This window comes from Bartonella queenslandensis, assembly GCF_018155095.1.
Lineage (GTDB): Bacteria > Pseudomonadota > Alphaproteobacteria > Rhizobiales > Rhizobiaceae > Bartonella > Bartonella queenslandensis_B.
Window position 1 is genome coordinate 16,947 of sequence record NZ_NAAI01000002.1, and the last position, 14,917, is coordinate 31,863.

Genomic DNA, 14,917 nt, shown 5'->3' on the forward strand with positions numbered 1-14,917 from the left:
ACCCGCCCCAATGAACGCTTCGCGGGCGGTTAACCTCAACTGGGATGAAAACAATGAGTAAAAATAATTATGCAGGTATCCACCCTTATATCGTAAAACAAGTCCGCTATCACGCACACAGACTAATACGACACTCTGCTATTCATGGCGTAGAAGTCGAGGATCTCGAGCAAGAACTGATGCTGGATTATTTATCCCGCAAGCAGGCTTATAATCCCGAAAAAGCAAAATGGTCGACCTTTATTGACCGTATCTTCAACCACAAATGTGCCTGCTTGATTGAAACAGCCTGCGCCCAAAAGCGTGGGACCGGCCTTGCTGAGTTTTCACTCGACACATGGCTTGAGGATGGAGACGGCGAAGACAACGCTTTGCCTGATCCTGCAACTGAAGACCTGACAAGCCATGACCTTCAAATCGATCTTGAACGAGCTGTTCAGCAGATGCCGCCGCATTTCGTGTTGCTGCTGGTTGATCTGCGAACGCTCAGCATCAGTGAAATATCACGCAAAACCAAAACCCCACGCTCAACGCTCTACGGGACGCTATCCAAACTTCGCGCATCGCTGGAAAAAGGTGATTTTGCCGAATATCTGCACTGAACTGCCGACAGTTTTTGAGCCTTCTCGGTAAATAACTCTTTGAAGGCAAAAACATGTCGGGTTTTCACGGAAATACAAGACCTGAGCAGGAAATACCGGGACCGCTTTGCTCTTTGGGCGGCGTCAGAACCCGACAGCTAGAGCCGATACGACCAAAGAGCAAATTTTACAGTTGATACCAAGGAGATTCCATGTTTAAGCCATCATTTCAAAAGCTGATTCAATACAGACACTACGCCAAATATGTCCCGGCATTTATTCAAATCCTGGCGCTTGGTACCATAGAAGAAGACACAATCAAACCTATCTCTGAGGCCACTCTAGATGATTTGGTCTTTGCCGCACAGGCTTTGGATAAAGAGCAAAGCGCCATTTATAAACGCCTGTCTGCCATCCGAGAGCTTTACACAGAAGCACGCTCCAAAGGAGCATTAGGCGCTGAAAATATTGTCGATGCACTCTCCCGTAAAGGAGGTACCCAATGAGCCTCCCTATCATCTCAGCTGATGAACGTTTGAAAGAAACCAAGGGCATTAAAGGGTGCATATTCGGCAAAAGCGGTATCGGTAAAACCTCGCTCCTTTGGACGCTTCTCGCTGAAAAGACCCTGTTCTTTGATTTTGAAGCTGGTGATCTGACCATTGAAGGATGGCAAGGCGATACTATTCGTCCGCGCACATGGCAAGATTGCCGGGACATTGCTGTCTTCATTGGCGGCTCTAACCCGGCCTTGCGTGATGACCAACCTTACAGCCAGGCGCATTATGATGCCGTCACAGCCAAATACGGTGATACCAATAATCCAAATAACAGTGCACTTGACAAATACGACACGATCTTCATCGACAGTATTACCGTGGCCGGGCGCTTGTGTTTTAATTGGTGCAAGGGCCAGCCACAAGCATTTTCAGACAAGACTGGCAAAGCTGATACGCGCGGCGCTTACGGCCTGCATGGTCATGAAATGATCGCATGGCTGACGCATCTACAGCACACAAGCGGCAAGAATATCTGGTTTGTTGGTATCTTAGACGAAAAGATCGACGATTTTAATCGCCGTTTCTTCCAGCCGAAAATTGAAGGCAGCAAGACCGCATTAGAGCTTCCAGGCATTGTCGATCAGGTCATTACCATGGCCGAGATGACAAGCCCGGAAAATAAGTCATTCCGCTCCTTTATCTGCCACACCATTAATAGTTCTGGATATCCGGCCAAAGATAGCTCTGGTCGACTTGATTTGATGGAAGAGCCCCATCTCGGGCGTCTCATGCAGAAAATTTCGGGCAAAGCCAAGCCTGCTGCTGAACGGCTCACTTTCTCCATTGAACAGAGCGTGCCTGACAACAGCTCCTCAATTTCCCAGAAACTTTGAAACACAAAGAGGACAAGAATGAGTTGGAATGATTTTAATAGTGCAGATGATCAACGTGAATTTGATGTCATCCCCAAAGGAACGCTGGCTAAGGTCCGTATGACCATCAAGCCCGGTGGCCATGATGATGCATCACAAGGCTGGACGGGTGGCTGGGCAACGCGTAGCAACACCACAGGTGCCGTCTATTTGAACTGTGAGTTTGTGGTGCTGGAAGGCAAATATGCTCGCCGCAAAATCTGGAGCCTGATCGGGCTTTACAGTACCAAAGGACCGGACTGGGCCAATATTGGTCGCGCCTTTATCAAGGGGATTTTGAACTCCTCTCGCGACGTGTTCAACAAGGACAATTCGCCAGTGGCCCAGACTGCTCGCCGGATCAATAGCCTTGGTGATTTGGACGGTGTCGAGTTTGTAGCCCGTATTGATGTTGAGAAAGATCCAAATGAGCACGACAAAAATATCATCAAATTGGCTGTTACACCAGACAATAAGGAATACCCTTCCCTGATGGGCGCTATCACTGGTGCAACTTCTACGCTCCAGTCCAGCACAAATCAGTTCACGAGTTCTGCCAATAACTTACCATCATGGACACAATGATCGGGGGGCGGTATGTTACTGAGACCAAGACAAAAAGAACTCGTCTCCAAGACAGTTGATGCGCTTTATACCCATGGCAATACGCTTGCGGTCGCACCGACAGGTGCAGGCAAGATGATTATGCTATCAGCAGTGCTGGGGCGCATGTTTGACCGCGATATTAAACGTGCATGTGTACTTGCTCACCGTGATGAGCTGACCTTTCAAAATGAAGGCAAATTTAAACGCGTAAATCCATCACTTTCCACCAGTATTTTCAATGCGAGCGAGAAAAGCTGGGATGGCCAAGTGGCCTTTGCCATGGTGCAAACCCTCTCGCGGGAAAGCAACCTGCAATCATTGCCACCGCTTGATGCATTGGTCATTGATGAAGCTCATCACGCCCGCGCTGACAGCTATATGCGGGTGATTGAGCATGCGCAAAACATCAATCCAAACATGAAACTGCTTGGCATGACCGCTACGCCTAACCGTGGTGATAAAAAAGGTTTGCGCCCGCTATTCTCTAATGTATCGGATCAAATCACGGTTAAAGAGTTGATTGCTTCTGGCCATCTTGTGCCGCCGCGTACATTTGTCATGAATGTTGGCGTTCAGGAAGAGTTAAGCAAAGTCCGTAAAACCGCTCTTGATTATGATATGGGGGCGGTGGCCGATATCCTTAATACACGCCCGATTAATGAGGCGGTTGTTCAGCACTGGAAAGAAAAAGCCGAAGATCGTCAAACGGTTGTATTTTGCTCAACCGTAGAGCATGCACGGGATGTCATGACCAGCTTTATCAGCGCGGGTATCGCCACAGGCATGATCTGGGGCGATATGAGCGAAACGGATCGATTGAATAGCTTGGCTGCTTACGGCAAAGGCGATCTAAGAGTGATCGTCAATGTTGCGGTACTGACCGAAGGTTGGGATCATCCACCAACATCCTGCATTGTTTTACTGCGACCAAGTTCTTACAAATCCACAATGATCCAGATGATCGGGCGTGGTTTGAGAACAGTTGACCCGGCTGAGTTTCCCGGCATCATCAAAAAAGACTGTGTTGTACTCGACTTTGGTACATCAACACTGATGCATGGCTCACTGGAACAGGAAATCCAGCTGGACGATGAGTTTATTAAAGGCGATGCGCCATATAAAGACTGCCGGGAATGCGGCGCTGATGTTCCACTGGCCAGTAAGGAGTGCCCACTTTGCGGCTATATCTGGGAAGGACAGACCCAGGCTGACACCACGCAGACCGCTGATTTCTACATGACGGAGATCGACATCCTCAAACACTCCTCCAGCTTTCTTTGGTGTGATTTGCGCGGTGATGATCAGTATTTCATTGCAACGGGCTTTGACGCTTGGGGCGGTGTCTTTTATCGTGATTATATTTGGTATGCTGTTGGTGGACGTAAAAATCACGCCGTACAACTTTTAGCACTTGGTGAACGTCAAGTGTGTTTTGCTGCAGCGGATGATTGGATCAACACATTTGAAACCGAAAGCGCAGCCCATAAAACAAAAGGTTGGCTGTACCAGCTAGCTACAGAAAAGCAACTTAACTTTTTGCCGTCCCAATATCGCAATGACTTTAGCCTAACGCGTTACAAGGCTTCAGCGTTGATGACCATGCAATTTAATCATAGGGCGATCCGTCAGGTCATTGAAAACGGGAGAATCGCCGTATGATTTCCGCATCAGATTTTGAACGTGATTGCATGAGTAAGGCTCTGCTGCCCCTTGGTGAATATGTCGCTGAGATTGGTATTGGCAAAGACTTTAAAGATTTGACCCGTGAGCAAGTCCTGAAGCTGATTGAAGTCGTTGTGGCGGCTTACATGGACGAGCTTTCTAAGGGCTCGGAGGAGATTCCATTTTAGATGCTTGATTTTAATCACAGGCCCAATTTTACTGAGCGTGTGTCTGAGTTGATTGATCAGGCACTTTGCGCGGAACATAAGGCCCTGTCCGAGCGAGATTATTTAGGGGCTTCCCGTCTCGGCGAGAACTGCAGCCGTAAATTGCAATATCAATATACCAATGCGCCCAAAGATGAAGATTTTTCCGGGCGAACTTTACGGATATTTGCGGCAGGCCATTTGTTTGAAGATTTAGCCATTCGCTGGTTGCGCCTTGCCAGTTTTGCATTTTTTACCGAAAAATCAAGGGGCGGCCAGTTTGGATTTTCGGTCGCCGATGGGCGTATTCATGATCACGTTGACGGCATTATCAATGGCGCACCGGAGGCACTGGGGTTGACATTCCCAATGCTATGGGAGTGCAAGTCACTCAATGCCAAATCATGGAAAGACACTGTCAAACGCAGCGTTGTTAAATCAAAACCTGTCTATGCCGCGCAGATGGCCACCTACCAAACCTATATGGAAGGCAGTGTGCCAAACATCAGTAAAAACCCGGCGCTATTCACAGCCATTAATAAAGATACGGCAGAGCTGCATTTTGAGCTTGTACCCTTTGATGCCAGCCTTGCTCAAAATTTCAGTGATCGGGCGGTTACCATCTTAAAAGCAACCGAAGCGGATGAATTATTGCCGCGCCACACCACTGATCATGAACATTTTGAATGTCGTGTCTGTGCCTACCGCAACCGTTGTTGGGAGGTGCCAGCATGACAGCAAGCTGGTTCGACTTCAACGATGCGCCAAGCCAATATCTGGAATTCAAAGAGGCTCCTGTTCCTACGGATGATATCCGTCAGCAATTGATCGGACGGCTGGATCAAGTTTTGTCTTATTTGCTGCCTGCAGGCCGCATCAAACGCAGCGTGTATAAAATCGGCGATATTCAGGGCAATAAGGGTGATAGCCTTTTAAGATTGAGCTTAACAGCGACAAGGCTGGCATGAGGCATGATTTTGCCACAGGAGAAGGCGGCGACATCTTTGATCTATGTGCCGCTTGCCACAATTTGGATACCAAATATCAATTTCCGCGAGTGGTCAGCTCGGCCAGCCAATGGCTGGGACTGTCTGCACCTGTACCGTTGTCTGTTCCTCAAAGCAAACCAACAAAACATATCTGCGAGGATGAACTTGGCCCATACACAGCCAAATGGAATTATTTGGATGGTTATGGCAAGCTGATTGCTTGCGTCTATCGCTATGACACAGCCTCTGGTAAGCAATTCAGGCCATGGGATGTGCAGGCAAAAAAACATCGCGCCCCGACACCAAGGCCGCTTTTTAATCAACCGGGTCTCAAGGAAAACCAACATATTGTGCTGGTTAAAGGGGAAAAAGCTGCCGAGGCTTTGATGGCTCATGGCATTGCTGCCACAACCGCGATGAATGGCGCCAAGGCTCCACCAGAAAAAACAGACTGTTCACCACTCAAAGGCAAGCATATGCTGATCTGGACCGATCATGATGCGGCTGGCCGTGACTATGCCGAGGCCGTCACTACATATCTAGGTGCACAAGGGATTGCGTCCTCACTCACCGTTTTGGATGTACCGAGCGACAAGCCCAAGAAATGGGACGCAGCTGATGCTGTAGCTGAGAGCCTAGATATTCGCACCTTTATTGCTGAGTGCATCAAAACCGAAAAAGCCGCTGTCACTGCTGTGCCTACCTTCACGGTTGGGCATTTTTTAGATGACACATCGCCCATGCCGGAAGATTTGATCCTACCGCGTGTGTTAACGCCAGGTGAGCTGATGGTCTTTGGTGGTGCACCCAAAGTCGGCAAGAGTAATTTTCTGCTCTCGCTGCTGGCCCATATGGCAGCAGGCATTCCCTTCCTTGACATGAAGCACCGCGTCCGTTGCGGATATTTTATCTGCAAGCAGAGATCGGATACCATTATTTGCGTGAACGCCTACAAAATATGACATTTGATAAAAACCTGCTGCCGCTGGTTCGCAAAAATCTGGTCGTTATACCGCAATTTAAAATGTTGCTCAATGACTACGGCGTTGCAGCGACGTGTGAGGCTATTCGTCACCACTTTGGCGCGTTAGACGTTGATATTATTGTCGTCGATCCGCTTAGAAACGTTTTTGATGGTGGTGAAGGTGATGCGGTAAAAATGACAATGCCGCTATGCTGTTTTTCCTGCAGCAACGGCTCGATGCCTTACGTAATGTCGTCAACCCTGAGGCTGGGCTTATCCTTGCCCATCACACACGCAAAATCCCAAAGAATCAGCTTGAAGAGGATCCGTTTCAGGCACTCTCTAGTGCCAGCAGCTTGCGAGGCTATTACCCCACCGGGCTGATCATGTTTCAGCCGGATGAAAACCAGTCTTATCGCCAGCTGATTTTTGAGTTGCGAAACGGCCCACGCCTGCGCTCCAAAGTGATCGATAAGGTCGATGGCGCTTGGCAGGAAATGGAATACAGATCAGATCGTCTGGTCAATCGTGACTATGGTCAAAAGCTGGATGCAGAGCGCCATCGCAAACCTGATGTCATTCTTGAAATCATCTACGGGGAAGCCAGCGCCGGCCGTGTTTACACTATGAACCAGTTTTGTCAGGCATTTGAAAATCGCGCCGGACTTGGTGGCAAAAACACCATTCGTGGTCGCTTAGATGTGCTCTCCACCAAGGGCTACGTCAAGTTCTTTAAAGACGCAGATAATTACGGCCTAAGCAGTCCCTCTCGCACAAAATACGGCTTTTTGTGTGTTGAAGACATGCATCTTGGCACTAGTGAGGAGATACGCGACCCACAGACAGGCGAAGTCTCCGCCAAGCTGCAAGCGGTCTATCCGACCCATTATAAATGCCGTCAGACAGCCACTGTTTTGCCTATCGAAAACCCTCGTAGGTGGATTTATGACGAGGAAGATCAGGCATGATAAACCAACCCCAAAACACCCACAAAAACCAATTTTCCCACCCGGGAAAAATGGTCTGGTGCATTCCCAAACTGGAGCAGTTTCGGCCCAATCTGAAACTGCCGCAAATCTGCCAAAACTGGAAAATGCCAGCCATATCAACGGTTTCAGCGCAGTTTCAGGCCAAATGCTAGTTTTGGTCATCCAGTTTCGTTCAAAACTGCCCAAACTGGAGAAAAAGCCTTTTATTTCAAGACTTAGCCAGTTTGGAAGTGTTTAGGAAAAAGACTCCCTCTCCCTACGGGAGAGAGTGCCCCTATGGGTGCAACTCTCCCCAGTCGAAGGGTTTGTGGGTGCTCATTTCATCTTTCCCAATAATCAAACAGGAGGTCTCCATGGAAAAAACCAATCTCGATCCAGTTATCAAGGATTCCTTGACAACTCCAGTTCGTCGGAATTCCCGACAAACTGAAAATGACCAACCGATTTTGCTCAGTCTCGATCTTGGCACAGCCACGAGATGGGCACTATCCAACAAACATGGACGCATTATGAGCGGCACAGCGCATTTTCGTCCCCATCGCTTTGAAGGTGGTGGCATGCCTTATCTACGCTTTTTACGCTGGCTAAATGAAACCCGTGATGTGTCGGGCGAGATCAACGCGGTCTATTTCGAAGAAGTCCGCAGGCATCTTGGTGTGGACGCAGCCCATGCTTATGGCGGCTTTTTGAGTTCATTCACCATATGGTGTGAAGAGCACAACATCCCCTATGAAGGTGTTCCGGTCAGCACGATTAAAAAGTTCATCACGGGCAAAGGCAATGCTGGCAAGGCAGCGGTTATCACAGCTGTCAAAGCCCTTGATCATCAACCGGAGGATGACAATGAAGCCGATGCACTTGCACTGCTCTATTTTGCCCGTGAGCAAATGATGAGAGGCCAATCATGAAACATGCCAACCAACTTTTGACTGAAGCAACAAGGATACTCGCTGATCGTGGTGAAAGCTATGGATCGCCACAATCATTATTCGAAAACGTGGCCAGACGCTGATCACTGACGTTGGGCGTAGATGTGCGTGTTGAACAAGTCATCATCTGCTTGATTGATCTGAAGCTGACGCGGTTGAACAACAATCCCTGACATCAGAACAGCATTATCGACGTGGCCGGCTACGTCGCACTTTTAAACGAAATCATCCATAACACCGGAGGCGCCTATGAAGCATAACTGGACAGAAAAAGACGTGGCAGGTCAATTTGAAGAATCTATTTCAACTTTGAAAAAGCTGCCGCCTGCGCGAGCACAAGGTTATTTTAATGCCTAGCCCGAGATTGTTCGTAGCATAGAAGAGATTGCGGGAGTTTAACCCATGCCGCTTCACTTGCGTGCGACGTCTGATGCTATTTCACGCATGGAGCAAACACTATGCTGGATTACATGGGTTGATATTGAGAAGCGTCACTTGATCTGGCATCGCGCTGCTCACGGGCGATGGGAAACAATTTGCTGGGAACTCGGCTGTGATCGTAGCACCGCATGGCGCACATGGAATATTGCGCTGGCAAAAATTGCTGCTTGCTTGAATGCAGAACAGAAATAAAATGTTGCAACACTTTAGTATTCGACATTTGCATCATTTTTGGCTACTATAAGACCTATCTATAATCCGCAGCAGTGTACACACAGGCAGCCGTCCAGAATTCAAGCGAGCCGCCATCAATCTGATTACGGCTTTTTTGTTCCTCACACCACCATTTACCAATGCCGCTCTCATAGACCAAGCCACGGGTCCTCCCTAGGGCTTGATCCTATGCGGGCTGGCTGGGCGCAATATTTCGCTAGCGTCAGGGCAGAAAAAGCGGTTCGCAGTTCGCAGTAGGTTTGCACGTCATGAATATATAAAAAGGTTTAAAATGGATTTAAATGTTCAGCAGATTGCGCTCGAGCAGCTCATTCCCTATGCGCGCAATGCTCGCACCCATAGCGATGCTCAGGTCACGCAAATTGCAGACTCCATCGCTGAGTTTGGCTTTGTAAACCCTATTCTGATTGGTGGCGATTAACATCATCATCGCAGGCCATGGTCGTGTTATGGCGGCCAATAAGCTGAGGCTAAAGACAGTTCCCAGCATCAGGTTGGATCACCTGACCGAAAATCAGCGCCGCGCTTTGGTGATTGCTGATAACAAAATCGCCGAGAACGCTGGATGGGATGAAGAGTTACTACGCTTAGAATTACAAAATCTAGCAGATGAAGATTTTAATCTTGATCTGTTGGGCTTTGACGATGTGGAGTTGGACGATTTGTTGACATCATTGGATGACGATGAAGCAGCCGCATTTGATGAAAACATTCCAGAAGTACAGGAAAACCCTGTCAGCCGTATCGGCGATGTCTGGATTATGGGTGAGCACCGTTTGCTCTGCGGCGACTCCACAAGCAAGGCTGATATGAAAAAACTGATGACAGAGGAACTGGCCGACATGGTCTTTACCGATCCACCCTATAATGTGAATTACGGCGATACAGCCAAAGACAAGCTGCGCTCCAAAAGTACAGTTAAAGCTGGTCGCAAAATTATGAATGATAATCTGGGAGATGATTTTGAAGCATTTTTAACCTCAGCCTGCAAAAACATGCTTGAATATACGAAAGGCGCTCTCTACATCTGCATGAGTTCCAGCGAGCTTGATCTAAATATGTAGATGTGATTGTGCGTCGCTGGCAGGATATGACTGGATTGCAAGCAACACTATCTGGCACAGGATAAATGTTTGCAGATGTTGCAAATGAACGCCTGTCCTTTGTGAATAAAACTATATCATCAGGTGAATAGACAATGGGCGTATCAATCCGCGCTTATGCGCGCCAACGAGGTGTGAGTAATACAGCGGTGCGAAAAGCCATAAAGCAGGGACGAATTACGACTGATCCTGATGGTACGATTGATGTAGAACGCGCGGATCGCGAATGGTCATCCAATACGGTTAAACCGCAAACAAAGTGGACGGCAAAGACCAAACCAGTGCCTACTGCTACGGTGGAAGCCGTTGAAGAAACCTTAAAAGAAAGCGGTACTCCATTTTCATCAGGCGGCACGACCTATATGCAGGCCACAACCGCCAATGAGGTGTTAAAGGCACAAACCAATCGGGTCCGCCTCAAGCAATTAAAGGGTGAGTTGATTGACAGAAATGAAGCAGTTGCTCATGTGTTTAGGCTTGCACGTCAAGAACGCGATGCATGGCAAACCTGGCCGTAGAGGATTTCAAGCCAGATGGCGGCAGAACTTGACATGGATGCCCATCAACTGCACGTGACCTTGGAGCGCTATATCCGGGAGCATTTGGAAGAGCTGGGGCAATTAAAACCAACTCTGTAAAATCTATGCCCTTAATTCTGTTTTAGGTCACGATAAAAATTTTCATGGGAGCCAAGCGCCAAAAGGGTTAAAGTAATAGTCTGGTCTTCATAACTATAGGCAAGCAGTGTTAATTGTTTAGCCATTTTAAACTTATGGACAAAAATACCAGCCAGATCGCCTATTTTTGCATCACCAAGGGTTGGGTCGCTTATAATATCACGCACGGCTTGGTCCAGATCTTCCTTCTGATTAGCGTGCAATTTTTTAACAGCCTTTTTAAAGGAATTTGTTTGTAAGACCTGCATGGCTTTAACCAAATTCGAATGGCGTTACATTGCCATCGCTATGTTCTTGCAGACCAATCAAAATAGCTTGAATAAATTTAAAGGAAAGATCAGGATTTTCCTCGGCGATTTTACCTATACGGGACCAATACTCAATTTGTTTGGGTAGTGAGCGACTATAAACTGTTGCGTAGCGTTTTGCTTCGCTCACAAGCTCATCTGAAAGTTTAATACTAATTGACATGACGTTTTCCTTATTGGTTCAGCATGAAAGAATAACCCAAAAAGGGGAAAAAGCAACCTTTTGCATTAAAAAGCAGCAAGATAGCGCTTTTGTTCCAAGCATAGATCCAAGCACAATCTTTAGAAGAACCGAATATAAATTGAAAAAAATGAATATAAAGTGATTTGTATGAGGGCGCGCAATCAGTGATCGAGGCTTGGTTTGAAGGGTTAAAGCCTGATGCTTTTATGACCATTTCGCAATGGTCGGATCAATATCGCTTTTTATCGCCAAAATCGGCGGCTGAGCCTGGACGCTGGCGCACTGAACGCACGCCCTATTTACGTGAGATCATGAATCAACTTTCGCCACATCAACGCGCGCAGCGGGTTGTTTTTATGAAGGGTGCGCAAATCGACGGGACGGAAGATGGCAATAATTTGGATTGGATATGTTATCCATATGGCTCCCGGGCCAATGATGGCCATTGCGTCCACGGTGGAGATGGCCAAACGGAATTCAAAACAGCGGATTGACCCGCTCTTGGAAGATTGCGTCGAGCTAAAAGCACGGGTAAAGCCTGCACGCTCACGCGATTCCGGCAATACGGTATTGTCAAAAGAATTTCCAGGCGGGGTTCTGATGATGACAGGCGCCAATTCCGCTGTAGGATTGCGCTTGATGCCGACGCGGTATCTGTTTATGGATGAGGTTGATGGCTATCCGGGTGACGTTGAGGGTGAAGGTGATCCGATTTTACTAGCAGAGCGCCGCAGCGCAACCTTTCAGGGGCGACGAAAGGTTTTTCTTGTGAGTACACCAACCTTAAAAGGCGTATCGCGGATTGCTCGAGAATTTGACCATTCAGATCAACGTTATTTTCATGTGCCGTGTCCCCATTGCAGTCATAAACAACCGCTGAGATTTTCGCAGCTGCGTTGGGTTGAAGGTAAACCATGGGATGTGCACTATGAATGTGAGGCTTGTGAAGAATTGATCGCTGAGCATCACAAAACAGCTATGCTTGCCAAAGGCCAATGGGTTGCAATGGCCCAAGGAGATGGCTAAACGGTCGGTTATCATCTCTCCTCGCTTTATAGCCCTGTCGGTTGGTTTAGCTGGTCGGATGCTGCGCTCATGTTTGAACAGGCGAAAGAGCACTCTGAATTGATGAAAAGCTTCGTTAATACGGTGTTGGGTGAACCGTTTGAAGAAGAGCACGAAGCACCGGATTGGGAGCGACTTTACGCGCGACGAGAAACCTATCAACAAAGCGTTGTACCAGACGGTGGCTTATTTTTAACCGCAGGCGTTGATGTGCAAAAAGACCGGCTTGAATGTGAGGTGGTTGCTTGGGGTCGTGATAAGCAAAGCTGGTCGGTTGATTATATCGTGCTAGATGGCGACACGGCACGCCGTGATGTGTGGCAAAAACTAGAAGATGTTCTGCGCCGCGACTGGCCGCACGAAACTGGACTTACCATGCCCATCCGAGTAATGGCAATCGATTCTGGTTATGCCACACAGGACGTTTATTCATGGGTCAAACCCCACCCACAGGCCGTTTGGGGTGCTGGTGGGGCCCGCACGAACCAACCGCGCACAGCCGTAGCGATTAAAGGCCAAGATCGAGATACAGCGCACATTCTCAGCGTTTCAAAAGCGGATATTGGTGGGCGTCGACGTGGGCTTCGTGTTTGGAATGTTTCAGGCCCTGTTGCCAAGGTTGAACTTTACCGCTGGCTAAAATTGGATTGGCCATCGCAGAATGAATTGAAAGACGGCACGCCTTATCCAGCGGGAAGCTTCCACTTCCCACAATATGGGCCAGAATACTTCAAACAGTTAACGGCTGAAAGACAGATTATTCGGGTTTATCGCGGTTATCCTCGCGCTGTGTGGGAAAAAGACCCCATGCGCAATAATGAGGCGCTCGATTGTCGCGTCTATGCACGCGCCGCTGCGAGCATTTATGGCTTGGACCGTTTTTCTGAGCGCCATTGGCTGCAGCTAGAAGAAGTTTTGGGAAGACCTGTGGCAACGGCGCAAATTCAAGCCCAACCAACAGTAACAAAGGAACCAACGGTTTTGAACGAGCGCTTGAAGCAGCGACCTGTTCAGATGGCTGATGATCCGTATTTGTAAAGACAAGCGACGAGAAAGGGCAAGCCATGACAGGAAATAGGAAAAGGCAATGACAGATTTGTCGCTCTTGAAAAATCGTTTGAGTGAGGCAGAAGCCGCCTACCATATGTTGATGACGGGTAGCAAAGAAGTCTCGGTTAATATTGGTGGCTATGGCGACGTCACCTATCAGAATGTTGATGAGCCGAAGTTAGAAAAATATATCTTGCAGCTGAAAATTAAAATCGACCGCAAACAAAAGGGCTTTGGTCGCAAAGCTCTTTATGTGGAGTTTTAAGCATGAGCAGTCCTAATGGCCAAGCAGATACAGCCCATCGCACGGCTTCAAGGATGACGAGAGAGCTGGCCTCATGGCTGCCCGCTGCGGGCTCTGCCGATAGCGACTTAAATCCTGAGCTGAGTACTTTGGTCTCACGCTCACGAGATCTTGTACGCAATCATGGCGTGACCTCAGGCGCATTCCAAACCCTCATCGATAATGTTGTTGGCACGGGACTGCGTTTGGCTGCACAGCCCGATTATCGCACGCTAGGTCGTGACAAAACATGGGCTGATGCGTGGGCACGGCAGGTCGAAGCTCTATGGCGAAGCTAGGCGGATACCACGGATTGCGATGCTGCGAAATCGCTGACATTTGCAGGATTAACGGCACAAATTTATCGTTCCTCTATGCTCAATGGCGAGACCTTGGCTTTGCCTCTGTGGTTAAAAGACCGACCATTTGCAACGACCTTACAATTGATCGAACCTGACCGGCTGAGTAATCCAAACGATAAGCCAGACTCGCAATCGCTGCGCGGAGGCATTGAAATTGATATTTATGGTGCGCCCATAGCCTATTGGATCCGCAAACATCACCCGGCAGAGGCTTCTTCCACGGCGTGTTCATCGCAAGATTGGCAGCGTATACCAGTGGAAACAGCTTTCAGGCGTCGCCGCGTTTTACACCTTCACACGCATGAGCGGATTGCGCAGCGGCGGGGAAAACCGCTTTTAACCAGCATTATGCCCCTGTTCAAAATGCTTGATCATTATGAACGGAGTGAACTCCAAGCCGCGGTTGTGAATGCTATGATTGCTGCTTTTGTCGAAACGCCGCTCGATGGTGAGGCAATTGGCGAAATGTTTGGCGGCAGCGTTGACGACTATCTTGCTGAACGCAATGAATAGAAAGTGCGTCTGCAAGGTGGTGCTATTATTCCGGTTTTTCCCGGTGACAAAGTATCCCCCTTTACGCCAAGTCGCCCAAATAGCGGTTATGGGCAATTTGTTGAGAATGTGTTGCGCCATATCGGTGCGGAGCTCAACATTCCATTTGAATTATTAATGAAGGATTTCTCAAAAACCAATTATTCAAGTGCGCGGGCAGCGCTTATGGAAGCATGACGCTTTTTTATGGGCCGCAGGCAGTGGTTAGCGTCCCATTGGGCGCGGCCAGGATGGCCACGATGGTGTAGCCGGCCAGGCGCGGAGAGCGGGTCATCAGGCGAGAGGGAACGATGCCGTTTTCCGAGCGTTTGCAACGACGCA

General features: G+C 48.4%; 19 protein-coding genes and 3 pseudogenes. 20 read left to right on the plus strand and 2 right to left on the minus strand.

Annotated features, from left to right (window positions below):
* Window positions 1-53: 53 nt before the first annotated feature.
* The 16 genes from B5V81_RS01340 to B5V81_RS01415 all read left to right on the plus strand — a co-directional run bounded on the left by B5V81_RS01340 (window position 54) and on the right by B5V81_RS01415 (window position 10,633).
* Window positions 54-602 (plus strand): sigma-70 family RNA polymerase sigma factor, encoded by a 549-nt coding sequence (locus B5V81_RS01340; RefSeq protein ID WP_212111467.1) that lies wholly within the window; start codon window positions 54-56, stop codon window positions 600-602.
* A gap of 191 nt (window positions 603-793) precedes the next feature.
* Window positions 794-1,087 (plus strand): hypothetical protein, encoded by a 294-nt coding sequence (locus B5V81_RS01345; protein ID WP_212111469.1) that lies wholly within the window; start codon window positions 794-796, stop codon window positions 1,085-1,087.
* Window positions 1,084-1,974 carry an ATP-binding protein gene (locus B5V81_RS01350; protein ID WP_244979332.1) on the plus strand — a complete coding sequence of 297 codons (891 nt, stop codon included), beginning with the start codon at window positions 1,084-1,086 and terminating at the stop codon, window positions 1,972-1,974. The genes B5V81_RS01345 and B5V81_RS01350 overlap by 4 nt, the downstream gene beginning before the upstream one ends.
* A gap of 18 nt (window positions 1,975-1,992) precedes the next feature.
* Window positions 1,993-2,577, plus strand: coding sequence for a hypothetical protein (locus B5V81_RS01355; protein ID WP_212111470.1), 585 nt, complete (start codon window positions 1,993-1,995; stop codon window positions 2,575-2,577).
* 12 nt (window positions 2,578-2,589) lie between these two features.
* Complete coding sequence (locus tag B5V81_RS01360) at window positions 2,590-4,257, plus strand: DEAD/DEAH box helicase (RefSeq protein WP_212111472.1); 1,668 nt, start codon at window positions 2,590-2,592, stop codon at window positions 4,255-4,257.
* Window positions 4,254-4,448: a DUF6511 domain-containing protein gene (locus B5V81_RS01365; protein WP_212111474.1), complete on the plus strand. Its 195-nt coding sequence runs from the start codon at window positions 4,254-4,256 to the stop codon at window positions 4,446-4,448. Before B5V81_RS01360 ends, B5V81_RS01365 begins: the two co-directional genes overlap by 4 nt.
* Window positions 4,449-5,201 carry a hypothetical protein gene (locus B5V81_RS01370; RefSeq protein WP_212111476.1) on the plus strand — a complete coding sequence of 251 codons (753 nt, stop codon included), beginning with the start codon at window positions 4,449-4,451 and terminating at the stop codon, window positions 5,199-5,201.
* The gene (locus B5V81_RS01375) at window positions 5,198-5,434 is read left to right on the plus strand and encodes a hypothetical protein (RefSeq protein WP_212111477.1); all 237 of its coding nucleotides are present in this window, start codon (window positions 5,198-5,200) and stop codon (window positions 5,432-5,434) included. Before B5V81_RS01370 ends, B5V81_RS01375 begins: the two co-directional genes overlap by 4 nt.
* Window positions 5,431-6,417 (plus strand): AAA family ATPase, encoded by a 987-nt coding sequence (locus B5V81_RS01380; protein ID WP_212111479.1) that lies wholly within the window; start codon window positions 5,431-5,433, stop codon window positions 6,415-6,417. The genes B5V81_RS01375 and B5V81_RS01380 overlap by 4 nt, the downstream gene beginning before the upstream one ends.
* A gap of 211 nt (window positions 6,418-6,628) precedes the next feature.
* On the plus strand, window positions 6,629-7,387 hold the full coding sequence (locus tag B5V81_RS01385; RefSeq protein WP_212111483.1) for an AAA family ATPase: 759 nt from the start codon (window positions 6,629-6,631) through the stop codon (window positions 7,385-7,387).
* Entirely contained in the window at window positions 7,365-7,646 is a 282-nt protein-coding gene (locus tag B5V81_RS01390; protein WP_212111485.1) for a hypothetical protein, read from the plus strand. The genes B5V81_RS01385 and B5V81_RS01390 overlap by 23 nt, the downstream gene beginning before the upstream one ends.
* 115 nt (window positions 7,647-7,761) lie before the next feature.
* The gene (locus tag B5V81_RS01395; protein WP_244979333.1) at window positions 7,762-8,316 is read left to right on the plus strand and encodes a crossover junction endodeoxyribonuclease RuvC; all 555 of its coding nucleotides are present in this window, start codon (window positions 7,762-7,764) and stop codon (window positions 8,314-8,316) included.
* A gap of 423 nt (window positions 8,317-8,739) precedes the next feature.
* A complete protein-coding gene (locus B5V81_RS01400) occupies window positions 8,740-8,970 on the plus strand; it encodes a DUF6362 family protein (protein WP_212111492.1) in 231 nt (76 codons plus the stop codon).
* A gap of 202 nt (window positions 8,971-9,172) precedes the next feature.
* A complete protein-coding gene (locus tag B5V81_RS01405) occupies window positions 9,173-9,433 on the plus strand; it encodes a ParB N-terminal domain-containing protein (protein ID WP_212111494.1) in 261 nt (86 codons plus the stop codon).
* Between the two features lie 28 nt (window positions 9,434-9,461).
* Complete coding sequence (locus B5V81_RS01410; RefSeq protein ID WP_212111496.1) at window positions 9,462-10,076, plus strand: DNA modification methylase; 615 nt, start codon at window positions 9,462-9,464, stop codon at window positions 10,074-10,076.
* A 134-nt stretch (window positions 10,077-10,210) separates the two neighbouring features.
* A complete protein-coding gene (locus tag B5V81_RS01415) occupies window positions 10,211-10,633 on the plus strand; it encodes an elements of external origin (protein ID WP_244979334.1) in 423 nt (140 codons plus the stop codon).
* Window positions 10,634-10,764: 131 nt separating this feature from the next.
* On the opposite strand, the gene B5V81_RS01420 is transcribed toward B5V81_RS01415, so the two are convergent.
* Both B5V81_RS01420 and B5V81_RS01425 read right to left on the minus strand, forming a co-directional pair.
* On the minus strand, window positions 10,765-11,040 hold the full coding sequence (locus B5V81_RS01420) for a type II toxin-antitoxin system RelE/ParE family toxin (protein WP_212111498.1): 276 nt from the start codon (window positions 11,038-11,040) through the stop codon (window positions 10,765-10,767).
* Window positions 11,041-11,044: 4 nt separating this feature from the next.
* On the minus strand, window positions 11,045-11,263 hold the full coding sequence (locus tag B5V81_RS01425) for a TA system antitoxin ParD family protein (RefSeq protein WP_212111500.1): 219 nt from the start codon (window positions 11,261-11,263) through the stop codon (window positions 11,045-11,047).
* A 332-nt stretch (window positions 11,264-11,595) separates the two neighbouring features.
* Here B5V81_RS01425 and B5V81_RS09075 point away from each other — a divergent pair.
* The 4 genes and pseudogenes from B5V81_RS09075 (at window position 11,596) to B5V81_RS08730 (ending at window position 14,773) form a co-directional block, all read left to right on the plus strand.
* Window positions 11,596-12,310 (plus strand): annotated as a pseudogene (locus B5V81_RS09075) (phage terminase large subunit family protein).
* A 60-nt stretch (window positions 12,311-12,370) separates the two neighbouring features.
* Window positions 12,371-13,387: pseudogene (locus B5V81_RS09080) on the plus strand (terminase gpA endonuclease subunit); the annotation flags it as partial.
* Between the two features lie 49 nt (window positions 13,388-13,436).
* Entirely contained in the window at window positions 13,437-13,664 is a 228-nt protein-coding gene (gpW, locus tag B5V81_RS01445; RefSeq protein WP_212111511.1) for a gpW family head-tail joining protein, read from the plus strand.
* A gap of 53 nt (window positions 13,665-13,717) precedes the next feature.
* A pseudogene (locus B5V81_RS08730) lies at window positions 13,718-14,773 on the plus strand (phage portal protein).
* The last annotated feature ends 144 nt before the right edge of the window (window positions 14,774-14,917 follow it).

Coding starts and splice junctions, on each gene's coding strand:
- B5V81_RS01340 (WP_212111467.1), top strand. CDS start 54: ATGAGTAAAAATAATTATGCAGGTATCCACCCTTATATCGTAAAACAA.
- B5V81_RS01345 (WP_212111469.1), top strand. CDS start 794: ATGTTTAAGCCATCATTTCAAAAGCTGATTCAATACAGACACTACGCC.
- B5V81_RS01350 (WP_244979332.1), top strand. CDS start 1,084: ATGAGCCTCCCTATCATCTCAGCTGATGAACGTTTGAAAGAAACCAAG.
- B5V81_RS01355 (WP_212111470.1), top strand. CDS start 1,993: ATGAGTTGGAATGATTTTAATAGTGCAGATGATCAACGTGAATTTGAT.
- B5V81_RS01360 (WP_212111472.1), top strand. CDS start 2,590: ATGTTACTGAGACCAAGACAAAAAGAACTCGTCTCCAAGACAGTTGAT.
- B5V81_RS01365 (WP_212111474.1), top strand. CDS start 4,254: ATGATTTCCGCATCAGATTTTGAACGTGATTGCATGAGTAAGGCTCTG.
- B5V81_RS01370 (WP_212111476.1), top strand. CDS start 4,449: ATGCTTGATTTTAATCACAGGCCCAATTTTACTGAGCGTGTGTCTGAG.
- B5V81_RS01375 (WP_212111477.1), top strand. CDS start 5,198: ATGACAGCAAGCTGGTTCGACTTCAACGATGCGCCAAGCCAATATCTG.
- B5V81_RS01380 (WP_212111479.1), top strand. CDS start 5,431: ATGAGGCATGATTTTGCCACAGGAGAAGGCGGCGACATCTTTGATCTA.
- B5V81_RS01385 (WP_212111483.1), top strand. CDS start 6,629: ATGCTGTTTTTCCTGCAGCAACGGCTCGATGCCTTACGTAATGTCGTC.
- B5V81_RS01390 (WP_212111485.1), top strand. CDS start 7,365: ATGACGAGGAAGATCAGGCATGATAAACCAACCCCAAAACACCCACAA.
- B5V81_RS01395 (WP_244979333.1), top strand. CDS start 7,762: ATGGAAAAAACCAATCTCGATCCAGTTATCAAGGATTCCTTGACAACT.
- B5V81_RS01400 (WP_212111492.1), top strand. CDS start 8,740: ATGCCGCTTCACTTGCGTGCGACGTCTGATGCTATTTCACGCATGGAG.
- B5V81_RS01410 (WP_212111496.1), top strand. CDS start 9,462: ATGGCGGCCAATAAGCTGAGGCTAAAGACAGTTCCCAGCATCAGGTTG.
- B5V81_RS01415 (WP_244979334.1), top strand. CDS start 10,211: ATGGGCGTATCAATCCGCGCTTATGCGCGCCAACGAGGTGTGAGTAAT.
- B5V81_RS01420 (WP_212111498.1), bottom strand. CDS start 11,040: ATGCAGGTCTTACAAACAAATTCCTTTAAAAAGGCTGTTAAAAAATTG.
- B5V81_RS01425 (WP_212111500.1), bottom strand. CDS start 11,263: ATGTCAATTAGTATTAAACTTTCAGATGAGCTTGTGAGCGAAGCAAAA.
- gpW (WP_212111511.1), top strand. CDS start 13,437: ATGACAGATTTGTCGCTCTTGAAAAATCGTTTGAGTGAGGCAGAAGCC.